The 14,440-nt window shown below is 70.8% G+C and carries 14 protein-coding genes; 11 read left to right on the top strand and 3 right to left on the bottom strand.

Annotated elements, in window-relative coordinates; genetic code table 11:
- Positions 1-75: 75 nt before the first annotated feature.
- The 4 genes from E3T24_RS05435 (at position 76) to E3T24_RS05450 (ending at position 3,284) form a co-directional block, all read left to right on the top strand.
- Complete coding sequence (locus E3T24_RS05435; RefSeq protein ID WP_134402669.1) at positions 76-1,491, top strand: ferredoxin reductase family protein; 1,416 nt, start codon at positions 76-78, stop codon at positions 1,489-1,491.
- Entirely contained in the window at positions 1,488-2,030 is a 543-nt protein-coding gene (locus E3T24_RS05440) for an FMN-binding protein (protein ID WP_198416004.1), read from the top strand. The genes E3T24_RS05435 and E3T24_RS05440 overlap by 4 nt, the downstream gene beginning before the upstream one ends.
- Entirely contained in the window at positions 2,030-2,875 is an 846-nt protein-coding gene (locus E3T24_RS05445) for an FAD:protein FMN transferase (protein ID WP_241975874.1), read from the top strand. Before E3T24_RS05440 ends, E3T24_RS05445 begins: the two co-directional genes overlap by 1 nt.
- Positions 2,876-3,008: 133 nt before the next feature.
- Positions 3,009-3,284, top strand: coding sequence for a hypothetical protein (locus E3T24_RS05450; protein WP_134402668.1), 276 nt, complete (start codon positions 3,009-3,011; stop codon positions 3,282-3,284).
- Between the two features lie 4 nt (positions 3,285-3,288).
- Here E3T24_RS05450 and E3T24_RS05455 read toward each other — a convergent pair whose 3' ends face one another.
- The 3 genes from E3T24_RS05455 to E3T24_RS05465 form a co-directional block, all read right to left on the bottom strand.
- A complete protein-coding gene (locus E3T24_RS05455; RefSeq protein WP_134366219.1) occupies positions 3,289-3,768 on the bottom strand; it encodes a MarR family transcriptional regulator in 480 nt (159 codons plus the stop codon).
- A gap of 260 nt (positions 3,769-4,028) precedes the next feature.
- Positions 4,029-4,445 (bottom strand): DUF3054 domain-containing protein, encoded by a 417-nt coding sequence (locus E3T24_RS05460; protein WP_134366220.1) that lies wholly within the window; start codon positions 4,443-4,445, stop codon positions 4,029-4,031.
- Positions 4,446-4,545: 100 nt separating this feature from the next.
- Positions 4,546-5,256, bottom strand: coding sequence for a VIT family protein (locus tag E3T24_RS05465; RefSeq protein WP_134366221.1), 711 nt, complete (start codon positions 5,254-5,256; stop codon positions 4,546-4,548).
- Positions 5,257-5,494: 238 nt separating this feature from the next.
- Here E3T24_RS05465 and sucC point away from each other — a divergent pair, with 238 nt between their 5' ends.
- The 7 genes from sucC (at position 5,495) to E3T24_RS05500 (ending at position 14,396) form a co-directional block, all read left to right on the top strand.
- On the top strand, positions 5,495-6,664 hold the full coding sequence (sucC, locus tag E3T24_RS05470) for an ADP-forming succinate--CoA ligase subunit beta (protein WP_134366222.1): 1,170 nt from the start codon (positions 5,495-5,497) through the stop codon (positions 6,662-6,664).
- 13 nt (positions 6,665-6,677) lie between these two features.
- Positions 6,678-7,565, top strand: a complete 888-nt coding sequence (gene sucD, locus E3T24_RS05475) for a succinate--CoA ligase subunit alpha (RefSeq protein WP_134366223.1) — start codon at positions 6,678-6,680, stop codon at positions 7,563-7,565.
- 476 nt (positions 7,566-8,041) lie between these two features.
- Positions 8,042-9,391 carry a DUF6350 family protein gene (locus E3T24_RS05480; RefSeq protein WP_241975873.1) on the top strand — a complete coding sequence of 450 codons (1,350 nt, stop codon included), beginning with the start codon at positions 8,042-8,044 and terminating at the stop codon, positions 9,389-9,391.
- A gap of 92 nt (positions 9,392-9,483) precedes the next feature.
- A complete protein-coding gene (gene purN, locus E3T24_RS05485) occupies positions 9,484-10,077 on the top strand; it encodes a phosphoribosylglycinamide formyltransferase (protein ID WP_134366224.1) in 594 nt (197 codons plus the stop codon).
- Positions 10,074-11,750, top strand: a complete 1,677-nt coding sequence (gene purH / locus E3T24_RS05490; RefSeq protein WP_134402667.1) for a bifunctional phosphoribosylaminoimidazolecarboxamide formyltransferase/IMP cyclohydrolase — start codon at positions 10,074-10,076, stop codon at positions 11,748-11,750. Before purN ends, purH begins: the two co-directional genes overlap by 4 nt.
- Positions 11,751-11,970: 220 nt before the next feature.
- Complete coding sequence (locus E3T24_RS05495) at positions 11,971-13,167, top strand: mechanosensitive ion channel family protein (protein WP_241975872.1); 1,197 nt, start codon at positions 11,971-11,973, stop codon at positions 13,165-13,167.
- Positions 13,168-13,316: 149 nt separating this feature from the next.
- Positions 13,317-14,396 (top strand): Glu/Leu/Phe/Val dehydrogenase dimerization domain-containing protein, encoded by a 1,080-nt coding sequence (locus E3T24_RS05500; RefSeq protein ID WP_134402666.1) that lies wholly within the window; start codon positions 13,317-13,319, stop codon positions 14,394-14,396.
- Positions 14,397-14,440 lie beyond the last annotated feature (44 nt).

Consider the following 14,440-nt stretch of genomic DNA (forward strand, 5'->3'; position numbering starts at 1 on the left):
CGCGCATCGGAAGCGCACAGGTTGTTCACAGGTCGTCGATAGCGTCCCGATTGGTTGTCTCGAGAAGCTTCACTCATGAGCTTCGACACCCGCGTCACCCAACGGCCCCTCAGGGTGGCCCCGACCCCGCGCGTCCGGCCCGAATACAAGCGACGGATGCGGCTGGCCGACACCTTGCAGGTGCTCTGCTTCGTCTCCGTGGCCGTCTCGATCGCACTGTTCCTCGGCGACGGCGGGGCCGCCCGGTTCTCCACTCCCGCTGACGCGATCACCTCCCTCGGCGTGCTGACCGGGCTCGTCGGCACCGACCTGCTGCTCGTGATGATGCTCCTGGCCGCCCGGCTGCCCGCGATCGACCGGGCCTTCGGCCACGACAGCGCCATGGCGCTGCACCAGTCGCTGGGCAAGCCCGCCCTGTACCTGATCCTCGCGCACGTCGTGCTCCTGATCACCGGCTACTCGCTCGCCGGCAAGGTCACCATCTTCGCCGAGGCGTGGAGCATGATCACCCAGCTGCCGGACATGCTCCTGGCCCTGGCCGGCCTCGGTCTCCTGATCCTCGTCGTCGTCACCTCCCTCGTGATCGTGCGGCACCGCCTGCCCTACGAGGTGTGGCACATCGTGCACCTGCTCTCCTACGCCGCGGTCCTGGCCGCGCTCCCGCACCAGCTGACCTCCGGCAGCCTGTTGATCGCGGGATCGGCCCAGTGGTACTACTGGCTGGCCCTGTACACCGGGGTGGCCGGGTCGATCCTGGTCTTCCGGTTCATCCTGCCGGTCGTGCGTTCACTGCGGGCCCGGCTCGTGGTGGAGGGCGTCGACGAGGTCGGCGACGGAGTCGTCTCGATCCGTCTGTCCGGGCGCCGGCTGCGCCGGCTCAAGGCCAGCTCCGGCCAGTTCTTCATCTGGCGCTTCTGGACGCCGGGACTCTGGTGGCAGGCGCACCCGTTCTCCCTCTCCGCCGCCCCCACCGGCAACTCGCTGCGGATCACCGTGCGTGCCCTCGGCGACGCCTCCGCGGCCCTGCCCGGCCTGCGCCGCGGCACCCGGGTGAGCTTCGAGGGGCCCTACGGCCTCTTCACCGACCGGGCCAGGACCTCCCCGCGGCTCGTGCTCGTGGCCGCCGGCATCGGCGTCGCCCCGATCCGCTCGCTGCTGGAAACGGCGACGTTCCTGCCGGGGCACGCCACGGTCATCCTGCGCGCCCACACGGCCGAAGACAGCTACCTGGCCGACGAACTGGCCGCCCTCTGCCAGGCCCGTGGCGCCGAACTGCGCATCATCGCCGGCAAGCGCCCCGCCGGGCTGAACACGTGGCTCCCTGCCAAAGCGGTGTCGGCCCGGGTCAGCCTGAAGACCCTGGTGCCGCAGCTCCGCGAGTCGGACGTCTACATCTGCGGCCCGCGCCGCTGGACCGACGAGGTCGTGCGGGACGCCCGCTCGGCCGGCCTGCCCACACGACAAATCCATTTTGAAAGGTTCGACTGGTGAGAATACGAGCAGCGGCCTCGGCCGCCCTGGCCTCCGTTTCGGTGTTGGCGATCGGCTGGATGGTCGGCGCGCCGGCCGCGGAATCCCTGCAGGCCACCCTGGCCAGTGCGACCACGGCAACGACCACCCCGGCCGCGTCGACGACGCCAGCCGCGACGTCCGCAACGACACCGTCAGCAACCACACCGACCGCGGGAACGGGGGAGGCGGCCCAGGCGCCGGCGGCAGCGACCGCGCCGGTCGCGGCCACCCCCGCCGGGGTCACCGGGACCTTCGACGGGTCGGTCGTGCAGACCCGCTTCGGCAACGTGCAGGTGTCGGTGACCATCGACAACGGCACGATCACCGAGGTGAGCGCCCTGCACCTGACCGACCACGACCCGAGATCGGTGGCAATCAGCAACCAGGCCGCGCCGATCCTGCGGTCCGAGGTGCTCACCGCGCAGTCAGCCCAGGTGCAGAACGTCAGCGGCGCGACCTACACGACCGCCGGTTACCTGCAATCGATGCAGGCGGCCCTCGACGCCGCCCAGTTCTGATGCGGCAGAACAGTCCTCTGACGCCGCCGTCGCCCGTGCTGCCGGGCGGCTCCGGTGTGGCGGCGCTGCTGGTCGAGACCATGGGGACCGTCGTCAGCATCCGTCTGGGTGCGACCGCCGGTGACGCCGCAGCACTCGACGGCGGCGCGCAACCCCGCGTCCCCGCGCTGGAGACCCGGGCCACGGTCGAGGGCGTGTTCCGGCGCTGGGACGAGCAGTTCAGCCTGTACCGGCCGGACTCGGAACTGAGCCGGGTCAACCGCGGGCAGGTTCGCCTCACCCAGGCCAGCGACACCCTCCGGGTCTGTTACGCCCTCGCCCTGGACTGGCGCGACCGCACCGACGGGGTCTTCACCCCGCACCGGGCGGACGGCGCCATCGACCTGTCCGGAGTGGTCAAGAGCCTGGCCATCCAGGAGGCGGGCGACCTGCTCGCCGCCCGGGGTGCCGGCGACTGGTCCCTGAACGCGGGCGGGGACATCCTCGTCAGCGGTCACCAGGCGCCGGGGCAGGACTGGCTGGCCGCGATCGTCGACCCGGCGGACCGGCAGGCCCTGCTCGCCTCCGTGCCTCTGGCCAGGCCGCTGCGCGCCGTGGCCAGCTCGGGCAGTGCGGAGCGGGGGGAGCACATTTGGACGACGGTCGACGGCGGGGTGTCCCCGTACCGCCAGGTCAGCGTGTTCGGCCGAGACATCGTGACCGCGGACGTGCTGGCCACGACCATCATCGCCGGCGGCGAGGACGCACTGAACCGCAGCACCGAGAACTTCGAGATCGAGGTGCTCGCCGTGCTGAGGGACGGTTCGCTGCTCGCCACACCGGGGCTGCGGGCGGGCCCCGCCTGAGCCGGGCCGAGGTGGCCGGGCACCCCGCGGGCTGCCCCCGCCGGCAGCCTTGTCGCTTCGGTTCCGGGAGCGTACCGTTGCCCGGGCGGGGGCGCCTTCGGGGTGGCCGCCGTCGAACCAGGAGGTGGTGACCATGGCAACTGACCCGGACGGGCTCTGGCCGCGGCGAGCGGATGCCGCGAGCGAGGGAGTCGACGAGGAGCGCGAAATCGACGACATCGACCGCACCCTCGAAGAGGACCTTCTCCCCGAGGAGGAAGAGGAAGGCGAGGCGGAGTGGATGGCCGACGCCGACCAGCGCCCGGTCGGCCTCGACGATGAGGAGGACCGCGCGGAGGACCGCGCGGTCGACGAGGACCGCATCGAGGACCGCACGTTCGAGGCCGGCGAGGACGAACTCCAGCGCTAGCCGCTCAGCCGAGCCCGAGCAGCCGGTGGTGCGGGTCGAGCGTGGCCAGCATGCGGCCGCAGATGTCGCTGAGTTGGGACACCTGCCGGGCGCTGAGCGCGTCGAAGACGACCGATCGCACCTCTTCGACGTGGCCGGGGGCGCTGGCGAGCACCTTGGCCCAGCCGGCATCCGTCAGCGTCGCGATCGAGGCGCGCCCGTCCCTCGGCGAGGCGGCGCGGGTCAGGAGGCCTTGTGCTTCCAGCCGGGCGATCACATGGGAGAGTCGGGACAGCGAGGAATTGGTGCGGGAGGCCAGCTCGGTCAGTGCCAGCGACCGGTCGGCGCACTCCGAGATCATCGCGAGCACGTAGTACTCGAAGTGGCTCAGGCCGGCATCCCGTTTCAACTGCTGCTCGAGGCGGTTCGGCAGCAGCATCGTCACGGCCATCAGCCGCAGCCACGCTTCTCGTTCGTCGTCGGTCAGCCAGCGCGGTTCGGTCATGGCCCGATTCTACCGCTAACTTGACGTTTCAACTAAAACCGCCCGCTCTGCCGGCCTCGCCGAACCGTGAGTTGCGCTCCCTTCCCGGGCTCGAAGAGGGTCGCTTCTCACGGTTCGGCGAGGGGTCGTCGGGCTGCTCGCCGAACGGATGCCCGACCCGTCAGTCTCCCCTTCCCCGGGCTGCTCGCCGAGCGGACGCCCGCCCCCTTTCGCCGAGCCGTGAGTTCGGCCCCTCGATCACGTCGGGAGAGGAGACTTGCTCACCGTTCGGCGCGAGCGAGAGGGTGGATGCGGGCGCCGCGCCGCGCCTGGGCCCGGCGCAGAAGGGCTGCGAGCCCGCGCCAGCCGAGCAGGAACACCCCGAGCACGATCGTCGTGACGATGACGAAACTCAGCTGCACGCCCTGGCCGCTCACCAGGCGCAGCAGCATTCCGCCGGCGACGGCGGCCAGCCAGATACCGACGCCGGTCCAGACGATCCGCTGCGGGCTGCGCCAGGCGCGCAGGGCAACCCAGCCGATGGCCAGCCCGCCGAGGAACGGCCACCACGTGCTGAGCGCGCCGAGCAGCCCCTCGCTGTGACTGGCCCGGCCGATCAGGACGAAGACCAGGACCAGCGCGGCGTCGAGGCCCGCCGAGACAAGGACGGTGGACGCGCGGACTCGCTGGTTTACCATGCCTCCAGCCTACGGCGGCCGTGGATCGGGCCGCGGGGCCGGCCAGGGCGTCGGTCAGGCCGCGGTGCCGGCCTGGGAGTCGAACAGACCGAGGTGCCGGTCAGACCGAGGTGCCGATCAGGGAGCCGATCGCCCAGGTGACGCCGAGCGCGAGCAGGCCGCCGACGAGCACCCGGGAAATGGCGCGGGACTTCGGGCTCCCGCCGAGGTACGCGCTCAGCCAGCCGGTGATGACCAGGGCGACCGCGACGGCGAGGAAGGTGGCCGGCAGACGCCATTCCGGCGGCGGCAGCAGCACCGCCAGCAGTGGCAGGACCGCACCGACCGTGAACGCGATCGCGGAGGCGTACGCGGCGTGCCAGGGGTTGGACAACTCCTCGGCCGAGATGTGCAGTTCCACCTCGAGGTGCGCCGCCAGAGCGTCGTGCGAGGTCAGCTCGAGTGCCACCAGCCGGGCCGTATCCGTGCTGAGACCCTTCGCCTGGTACAGGCCCGCCAGCTCGGCGAGCTCCTGATCCGGCATGTGCTCGAGTTCCCAGGTCTCCTTGGCGATCAGGGCCCGCTCGGTGTCGCGCTGGCTGCTCACGGAGACGTACTCGCCCAGGGCCATCGAGATCGCGCCGGCGAGCAGGGCGGCGACGCCCGCGATCAGGATCGCCGCGGCATCCGTGGTCGCCGCCGCGACGCCGACCACCAGGGCCGCCACCGACACGATGCCGTCGTTGGCGCCGAGCACCCCGGCCCGCAGCCAATTCAGGCGCGAGGCATGGTCGGCGGAGTGGGGTTCGGTGCCGTGCTCCGGTTCAGTCATGTCTGCATCCAACCAGTCGGATGCCCGGAGCGCCAGCACGAACCGGCGGGCTTTTTGAGCCTTCGCGCGGTCTGCGGCCCGCGCGGCCAGCCGGGCGGTGTTCGCGATGCCCGTGTGGGACGCTAGAGTTTGAAACGGTACGTATGTCTTGATGTCGAGCTATTTGCGGCGCGGGCATCCGTGCCCATTGCCCCTCAAGACCTTGCAGGAACGCTTCGACGCGGATTGGAAGAGCAGCGTGGATCTTTACGAATATCAGGCACGAGACCTGTTTGAACAGTATGGAGTCCCGGTTCTTCCGGGCATCATCGCGGACACTCCGGAGGAGGTGCGTGCTGCAGCCGAGAAGCTGGGCGGCGTTGTCGTCGTCAAGGCCCAGGTGAAGGTCGGCGGCCGCGGCAAAGCCGGCGGAGTGAAGGTCGCGAAGACCCCCGACGACGCAGAGGCCGCCGGTCGCGCGATCCTTGGCCTGGACATCAAGGGCCACACCGTCAACCGGGTCATGGTTGCCGGCGGAGCGCGCATCGCACAGGAGTTCTACTTCTCCGTGCTGCTGGACCGCACCAACCGTTCCTACCTCTCCCTCGCCAGCTACGAGGGTGGCGTGGAGATCGAGGTCCTCGCGGTCGAGAAGCCCGAGGCGCTCGCCTACACCGCCATCGACCCGATCGCCGGCATCGACCTGGCCACGGCCCGCGAGATCGCTATTGCGGCGAAGTTCCCGGACGAGCTGGTCGACAAGGTCGCACCGGTCTTCGTGCAGCTCTACACCGTGTTCAAGGGTGAGGACGCGACCCTGGTCGAGGTCAACCCGCTCGTGCTGACCGAAGAGGGCGAAATCATCGCGCTCGACGGCAAGGTCACGATCGATGAGAACGCCGGCTTCCGCCACCCGAAGCACGCCCTCCTCGAGGACGCGGCCGCTGCGGACCCGCTCGAAGCGAAGGCCAAAGAGAACGACCTCAACTACGTCAAGCTCGACGGCGAAGTCGGCATCATCGGCAACGGCGCCGGGCTCGTCATGAGCACCCTGGACGTCGTCGCCTATGCGGGCGAAAACCACGGCGGCGTCAAGCCGGCCAACTTCCTCGACATCGGAGGCGGAGCATCCGCTGAGGTCATGGCGGCCGGACTGGACGTCATCCTCGGCGACCCGCAGGTCAAGGCCGTCTTCGTCAACGTCTTCGGCGGCATCACCGCCTGTGACGCCGTCGCCAAGGGCATCGTGGGCGCGCTCGCCGAACTCGGCAGCGCCGCCAACAAGCCGCTCGTCGTGCGCCTCGACGGCAACAACGTCGAGGAGGGCCGCCGCATCCTCGCCGAGGCCAACCACCCGCTCGTCACACTGGCCGCAACCATGGACGAGGGCGCCGACAAGGCCGCCGAACTCGCCCACGCCGCGAAGTAAGGGATTTTCGAACATGTCAATCTTCCTCAACAAGGACTCCAAGGTCATCGTGCAGGGCATCACGGGCGGTGAGGGCACCAAGCACACCGCCCTCATGCTCAAGGCCGGCACCCAGGTCGTCGGCGGCGTCAACGCCCGCAAGGCCGGCACCACGGTCGTGCACGGCGACGTCGAACTGCCCGTGTTCGGCACGGTCGCCGAGGCCATGGAGAAGACGGGCGCGGATGTCTCCATCGCGTTCGTTCCGCCGGCCTTCACCAAGGACGCCGTGATCGAAGCCATCGACGCCGGCATCCCGCTGCTCGTCATCATCACCGAGGGCGTCCCCGTGCAGGACTCCGCCGAGTTCTGGGCGTACAACGTCGCCAAGGGCAACAAGACCCGCATCATCGGTCCGAACTGCCCCGGCATCATCACCCCGGGCGAAGCGCTCGTCGGCATCACGCCGGCGAACATCACCGGCAAGGGCCCGGTCGGCCTCGTCTCCAAGTCGGGCACCCTGACCTACCAGATGATGTACGAACTGCGCGACCTGGGCTTCTCCACCGCGATCGGCATCGGCGGGGACCCGATCATCGGGACCACCCACATCGACGCGCTCGAAGCGTTCGAGGCTGACCCGGAGACCCTCGCCATCGTCATGATCGGCGAGATCGGCGGCGACGCCGAGGAGAAGGCGGCCGAGTACATCAAGGCCCATGTCACCAAGCCGGTGATCGGCTACGTCGCCGGCTTCACCGCCCCCGAGGGCAAGACCATGGGCCACGCCGGCGCCATCGTCTCCAACGGAGCCGGAACCGCCCAGGGCAAGAAGGAGGCCCTCGAGGCCGCCGGGGTCAAGGTCGGCAAGACGCCGAGCGAGACCGCCACCCTGCTGCGCGAGGTGCTCGCAGCGCTGTAGCACCGGTGCCGGTTCCCACCGGAATCCGTTGATCGGGCCCGCCTTCCAGGCGGGCCCTTTCTCGTCTCCCCGGCTTGTGCGCTTGCTCCTGCCCGTGCTGCAGCTCCTGCCCCGGTGCCCTGACGAATTCGACGGAGATTTTGCCGAAATCGGGCCGAAACCGCGCCCAGGCGGCTGTGGGGAGCAAAATCTCCGTCGAATTGGTGAGTGCGCGGTTCCCGCCCCGGTTCCCGCCGCGGTTCCCGTGGCGGCGGGCGCGCGTGTCGGAGGCTCGCGTCGTCGTCGCCGTCGTCGCCGCCGGCTCGCGTGTTGGAGCCAGATCTGCCCCGGAGGCCTGATGAATTCGACGGAGATTTTGCCCGAAACCGGGCCAAAACCGCTTCCGGGCGCCTGTGGGAGCAAAATTTCCGTCGAATTGGTGAGTGCGCGGCGGGGGCTGGAAAGCCGGTGCGGGGGAAAGGGTAGGCTCCGACCGGATGAAACGCTTAACGACAGCCCTGCTTGCCGCACTCGAGGCGCTCATTGTCGTAGCCATCGGGTTGGGCATCTCGGCCGTCCCGCTGACCGTGCTGTGGGCCACGCAGTTCGGCCTCACCGTGGACGGGCTCGTGTTCTGGCGCGCCGCCGTCGACGTCTGGCTCCTCGGCAACGGGGTGGACCTGGCCGTGCAACTCGACCCGGCCCTCGTGGCCGCCCTCGGCCTGCCCGGGGCGGACGCCCCGTTCCCGATCACCATCGCCCTGCTCGGGTTCGCGCTGCTGGCCGCGTCGTTCGGCCTCCGCACCGGCCGGCGGGCCGCGGAGACGCCCTTCCGGTGGGTCGGTGCCACGGCGGCCGTGCTCACCTACGCGCTGTTCACGATCCTGCTCGCGGCCACCGCCGGCACGGATGCCCTCCGCCCCGCCCTGCTGCAGGGGATCCTCCTGCCCACGGCGATCTACGCTGCCGGGGTGCTCCTCGGCGCAGACCCTGGGCTCCCCGGCCGCGTCCTCGGCCGCTTCGTCGACGCGCTGCCCGGACTGCTGCCGACCCGGGTGCCGGCCGCCCAGCGGGCCACCCTGCCGGACACGGTGCGCACGGTCGCCGGGGCAGCGCTGCGGGGCGGGACCGCCGCCGCCGCCGGGGTCGTCGGCGTGGCATCCGTCGTCGTGTGCGTGTTGATCCTTGGAAACTTCGCGACCATCATCGGCCTCTACGAGACGGTGCAGGCCGGCATCCTGGGCGGCATCGTGCTCACCCTGGCCCAGCTGGCCCTGATTCCGAACCTGGTGATCTGGGCGGCCTCCTGGCTGGTCGGACCCGGCATCGCCGTGGGCGCGGGCAGCAGCGTGTCCCCGATCGGCACCTCACTCGGAGCCGTACCGGGGCTGCCGATCTTCGGCGCATTGCCGCACGGCAGCCTGGCGTTCGGGTTCCTCGGTCTGCTCGCGCCGGTTGTGTTCGGTTTCCTGGCCGCGGTCATCATCCGCCAGCGCACGCCTCACCGCGGGGCCGCCGCGCCCCACCTCGCCCAGCGGCTGCTCACGGGCCTCGGCACCGGTCTCGTCGCCGGCGTCCTGCTCGGGCTGCTGGCCTGGTGGTCAGGTGGCGCCCTCGGACCCGGCCGGCTCGTGGAGGTCGGCCCTAATCCGCTCCTGGTCGCCGTTTTTGCCGCCCTGGAGGTCGGGATCGCGGCCTGCGCCGGGCTGCTGACCCCCGAGCCCCGTGCGCTGGTGCGCAGCCGGTCGACGGGTGCCGCGACGGGTGCCTCGACGAGCCGCGTGAACGAGGCGACCAGCGCCGGCCGTCTGCTCGGTCGACTCCGGGACCTCCGCCCGCCCCGCTAGCTCCACAGCCACAGGCCCAGGCCCAGCCGCCGCCGCTAACTGGCCCGCCCCGGCACGCCCCGGCCGGCCCCGTCAAACGGTAGGCTCGTCCCGTGCTGTCATTGGTCGTGTTGATCTCAGGCGGGGGATCCAACCTTCGCTCCCTGCTCGAGGCGTGCCAGGACGCCGACTTCCCCGCGCGGGTGGTGGCCATCGGCGCCGACCGCGACGCGGACGGACTGGAACTCGGTGAAGAGTTCGGCATCTCCTCCTTCACGGTCCCGTTCACCTCGCATCCGTCCCGGGACGCCTGGGGCGACGAGCTCCTCGCGCAGATCAGGCAGTGGACGCCGGACGTGGTCGTGCTCAGCGGCTTCATGCGCCTGCTGCCGCCTCGGGTGGTGGCGGCCCTGTCCCCGAACCTGCTCAACACGCATCCGGCGTACCTGCCCGAGTTCCCCGGGGCCCACGGCGTGCGCGACGCCCTCGCCGCCGGGGTCGCCGAAACCGGCGCCAGTCTCATCGTGGTCGACACCGGAGTCGACGACGGACCGATCATCGCGCAGGAACGGGTGCCGGTGCTGCCGGGCGACACCGAGGCATCCCTGCACGACCGAATCAAAATCGTCGAGCGTCGCCTGCTGGTGCAGGCGGTGCGCGATATCGCCACCGGACACGTCGACCTCAAGGAGCATTCCCACATATGAGCGGTCCCACCAACGCCCAGAGCCTGTACCGCGACCGGGATGTCGTGCCCGTGCGGCGCGCCCTCATCTCGGTGAGCGACAAGACCGGGCTGGTGGAGCTGGCGGCCGCCCTCGCGGCGACCGGCGTCGAGATCGTGTCGACCGGTTCGACCGCGGCGACGATCCGCGCGGCCGGCCACGACGTGACGGATGTCTCCAGCGTCACCGGATTCCCCGAATCCCTCGACGGCCGGGTGAAGACCCTGCACCCGGGTGTGCATGCCGGCATCCTCGCCGACCTGCGCCTGGAATCGCATGAGGCGCAGCTCGCCGACCTCGGCATCGCCGCGTTCGAACTCGTCGTGGTGAACCTTTACCCGTTCGTGGAAACGGTGGAGTCCGGGGCGTCCCCGGCCGACGTGATCGAGCAGATCGACATCGGCGGCCCGGCCCTCGTGCGCGCCGCCGCGAAGAACCACGCGAACGTCGCCATCGTGGTGGACCCCGACAACTACGACGAGATCATCGCCGCGGTCGCTGCGGGCGGCACCGCGCTGAAACTGCGCCAGAAACTGGCCTCGCTCGCGTTCGAGCACACGGCGGGCTACGACCTCAGCGTCTCCGCCTGGTTCACCGAAAACGTCTACGACCAGTGGCAGGACGACAGCGCGGCCCAGGGCGAGGAGATCCTCGAGGAGTTCGACGCCGTCATCGGCGACGCCCTCGACGCGGAGATGCCGTTCCCGGACACCCTCCTGATCGAGGCGACCCGCAGCGCCGTGCTGCGGTACGGCGAGAACTCGCACCAGGCCGCCGCCCTCTACGTCGGCGACGGCGGCCAGGGCATCGCCCAGGCCGTGCAGCGCCACGGCAAGGAGATGTCGTACAACAACTACGTCGACGCGGACGCCGCCGTGCGTGCCGCCTTCGACTTCGCCGAACCGGCCGTGGCCATCATCAAGCACGCCAACCCCTGCGGCATCGCCGTCGCCAGCCCGAAGACGCCGGACTCGATCGCCTCCGCCCACAAGCGCGCCCACGACTGCGACCCGATCTCCGCGTTCGGCGGGGTCATCGCCGCCAACCGCACGGTCACGCTCGCCATGGCCGAGACGGTCAGCCAGATCTTCACCGAGGTGCTCGTGGCCCCCGGGTTCGAGCCGGCCGCGTTCGAACTGCTCAGCGCCAAGAAGAACATCCGTCTGCTCGAACTGCCCGCCGACTACCAGCGTTCCTCGCTCGAGCTGCGCCAGATCTCCGGCGGCCTGCTCGTGCAGGAGACGGACTCCTTCGAGAACCTCGACTCCGGGACGTGGACCCTCGCCGCCGGCGACGAGGCCGACGCCGCCACCCGCGCGGACCTCGAGTTCGCCTGGAAGGCCTGCCGCTCGGTGAAGTCGAACGCCATCCTGCTGGCCCGCGGCGGGGCATCCGTCGGCGTCGGAATGGGGCAGGTCAACCGGGTCGACTCCTGCCACCTCGCCGTGCTGCGCGCCGGCGACCGGGCGGCCGGTTCGGTCGCGGCCTCCGACGCGTTCTTCCCGTTCGCCGACGGCCTGCAGGTGCTGCTCGAGGCCGGGGTCACCGCGGTCGTGCAGCCCGGCGGCTCGGTGCGCGACGAGGAAGTCATCGCCGCGGCGACGGCGGCCGGCGTCTCGATGTACTTCACCGGGGAGCGCCACTTCTTCCACTGAACGGAGAGGGCTGCCCGCCGGCTGTGGGCGCCGAGTGTCGGGTTCATCTGGTGCCGGTGCGGCTGATTCAGGAGATCCGCGGATGCCGCCGGTCGACTGCCCGGAATCCCGGGCGGTCGATCGCGCGGCATCCGTTCGTTCCTGAATTGGCCACACGGCGGACTCTGGCACCATTGAAGGGTCCGTGGCCGCAGCCGACGTCACGGCAGGAAGGACGGCCGTGTCAGATCTCGAGGGGTTCATCCAACCGGATTACCTGATCGCCCTGGCGGTCGCGATCGTCGGGGCCGTCGTGGTCACGGGGATCACGGCCCTCGCGTTCCGGGTCGCGGCCCGCCGCAAGACCTGGGCCCGCACGTTGGTCGGGCTCGTGCGGGTGCCGTTCCGCCTGACGCTGCTCGTGGGTGCGATCTGGTCGGTCAACACGCTGTTCCTGCAGACCACGACCGACATCGAGCGGCTGGTCGACTTCATCTTCCGCGCCCTGTTCATCGCCGCGTCGGCCTGGCTGGTCTGCGCGCTGCTCTACTTCTTCGAGGAGCTCTCGGCTTCCCGGTACCGCGTGGACGTGCGGGACAACCGCGTCGCCCGGCGCGTGCGCACCCAGCTGCGGATGCTGCGCCGTATCGGCGTCGTCGTGATCGTGATCTGCGCGATCGGGGCCGTGCTGCTCAGCATCCCCGGCGCCGCCACCCTGGGGGCGAGCCTGTTCGCATCCGCGGGCCTGCTCAGCGTCGTCGCCGGCCTTGCGGCGCAGTCCACCCTCGCGAACGTGTTCGCCGGCATCCAGCTGGCCTTCAACAACGCCCTGCGCGTCGACGACGTGGTCATTGTGGAGACCGAGTGGGGCAAGATCGAGGAGATCACGCTCACCTACGTGGTCGTGCACATCTGGGACGACCGCCGGATGGTGCTGCCGTCGACCTATTTCACGACGAACCCCTTCCAGAACTGGACCCGCCACAACAGCGAGCTGCTCGGCGCGGTCGAGTTCGACCTCGACTGGCGCGTGGACCCCGCCGGGATGCGCGAGGAACTCGACCGCATCGTCGCGCAGACCGAACTCTGGGACGGCCGCGTGGTCGTGCTCCAGGTGACGGATGCCGTGGGCGGCTTCGTGCGGGTCCGCGTGCTGGTCTCCGCCGCCGACGCCCCCACCCTGTTCGACCTCCGCTGCCTCGTGCGCGAGAACCTGATCGACTGGATCAACACGCACAACCCCGAGGCGCTGCCCGTGGGCCGGATGGAGCTCCGGCGGGAGCCCGCGCGTGACCAGGCCGTGGCCCGCGCGCCGAAATCGCCCCACCCCGTCACCGCTCCGATCGGCCTGTTCTCCGGCGACGAGAGCGCCAAGGCGCGGGCGGCGGAGTTCACGGCGGCCATTCCCGTGCAGAAGGGTGCGTCGGAGGAGCACTGAGGCGGCTTCGGAGGGCGGCCGCAGGCAGCCGGGCTCGCGGCGCAGGAGGCGTGCACCGGGCGGGCGGCGCGGCTATTCTGGTGCAGTCGACGCGCCACGATCGCGCCGGCGCAGCCAGCCCACAAGGCCGACCAGCAAGGAGAACCACCATGACTCTCACGCACCCCAACCCCTCGCTGGACGCGCTGATCGGCATCCCGTTCACGCACGAACGCGTGCTGATCACCACCGGCATCCGCTCGGGCCTCGTCATCACCGTGGCCGTGCACTCCACCCGCCTGGGCCAGGCCCTTGGCGGCGCCCGCATGTGGCAATACGAGAACTGGACGGATGCCGTCGCCGACGCCCTGCGCCTCTCGGCCGCGATGACGCTGAAGAACGCGGCCGCCGGGCTGCACCTCGGGGGCGGGAAGTCCGTCATCCACCTGCCGCTGGACACGGAACTCACCGACGCCGAGCGGCGTGACGCCATGCTCGACCTCGGCGACGCGATCGAGAGCCTGCACGGCGCCTACATGACGGCCGAGGATGTCGGCACGAACGCCGAGCTGATGGCCGTCGTCAAGGAGCGCACCGACCACGTCTGCGGCCTGCCGGTCGCCAGCGGCGGCGTCGGCGAGCCGGCCGAGGCGACCGCGGCCGGCGTGTACGCGAGCATTGTCGCCACCCTCGAGGCGCTGTTTGGCAGCCGGGAGGTCGCCGGCCGGCACCTCGTCATCGCCGGGCTGGGCCAGGTGGGCGGACGCCTCGCCACCCGACTCGCGGCCGCCGGCGCCCGGCTCACGGTCAGCGACGTCAACCTCGCCCGGCAGGACTTCGCCGCCGAACTCGGCGCGACCTGGGTGCCCGTGGACGAGGTACACCACGTTCCGGCCGACCTGTTCGTGCCCTGCGGCCTGGGCGGCGTGCTCAACGCCCGCGTGATCGGCGAACTCAACGTGCTCGGGGTCGTCGGCGCCGCCAACAACCAGCTCGCCCAGCCCGAGGGGGCGGCCCAGCTCGACGCCCGGGGCATCCTCTGGGCGCCCGACTTCGTCGTCAACGCCGGCGGGGTCATCTACCTCGCGCTGGCGAGCGAGCCGAACGCCGACCTCGACGCGGTCGCCGCCCGGGTCGAGGCGATCGGCGACGTGGTCACGCAGATCTTCACGGATGCCCGGGGCCTGGGCATCACGACCCTCGCCGCCGCCGAGCGCCTGGCGGCCGCGCGCCTCGACGCCGCCCGGTAGCTGGGAGCCGCCGCGGGCCCGCGTGTCGCCGGCCGTCCGCGTGC

The organism is Cryobacterium sp. TmT2-59, from assembly GCF_004403545.1.
Taxonomy (GTDB): domain Bacteria; phylum Actinomycetota; class Actinomycetes; order Actinomycetales; family Microbacteriaceae; genus Cryobacterium; species Cryobacterium shii.

Excerpts from the sequence above, each read along its gene's own strand:
- E3T24_RS05435 (WP_134402669.1), top strand. The coding sequence starts at position 76 with ATGAGCTTCGACACCCGCGTCACCCAACGGCCCCTCAGGGTGGCCCCG.
- E3T24_RS05445 (WP_241975874.1), top strand. The coding sequence starts at position 2,030 with ATGCGGCAGAACAGTCCTCTGACGCCGCCGTCGCCCGTGCTGCCGGGC.
- E3T24_RS05450 (WP_134402668.1), top strand. The coding sequence starts at position 3,009 with ATGGCAACTGACCCGGACGGGCTCTGGCCGCGGCGAGCGGATGCCGCG.
- E3T24_RS05455 (WP_134366219.1), bottom strand. The coding sequence starts at position 3,768 with ATGACCGAACCGCGCTGGCTGACCGACGACGAACGAGAAGCGTGGCTG.
- E3T24_RS05460 (WP_134366220.1), bottom strand. The coding sequence starts at position 4,445 with ATGGTAAACCAGCGAGTCCGCGCGTCCACCGTCCTTGTCTCGGCGGGC.
- E3T24_RS05465 (WP_134366221.1), bottom strand. The coding sequence starts at position 5,256 with ATGACTGAACCGGAGCACGGCACCGAACCCCACTCCGCCGACCATGCC.
- sucD (WP_134366223.1), top strand. The coding sequence starts at position 6,678 with ATGTCAATCTTCCTCAACAAGGACTCCAAGGTCATCGTGCAGGGCATC.
- E3T24_RS05480 (WP_241975873.1), top strand. The coding sequence starts at position 8,042 with ATGAAACGCTTAACGACAGCCCTGCTTGCCGCACTCGAGGCGCTCATT.
- purH (WP_134402667.1), top strand. The coding sequence starts at position 10,074 with ATGAGCGGTCCCACCAACGCCCAGAGCCTGTACCGCGACCGGGATGTC.
- E3T24_RS05500 (WP_134402666.1), top strand. The coding sequence starts at position 13,317 with ATGACTCTCACGCACCCCAACCCCTCGCTGGACGCGCTGATCGGCATC.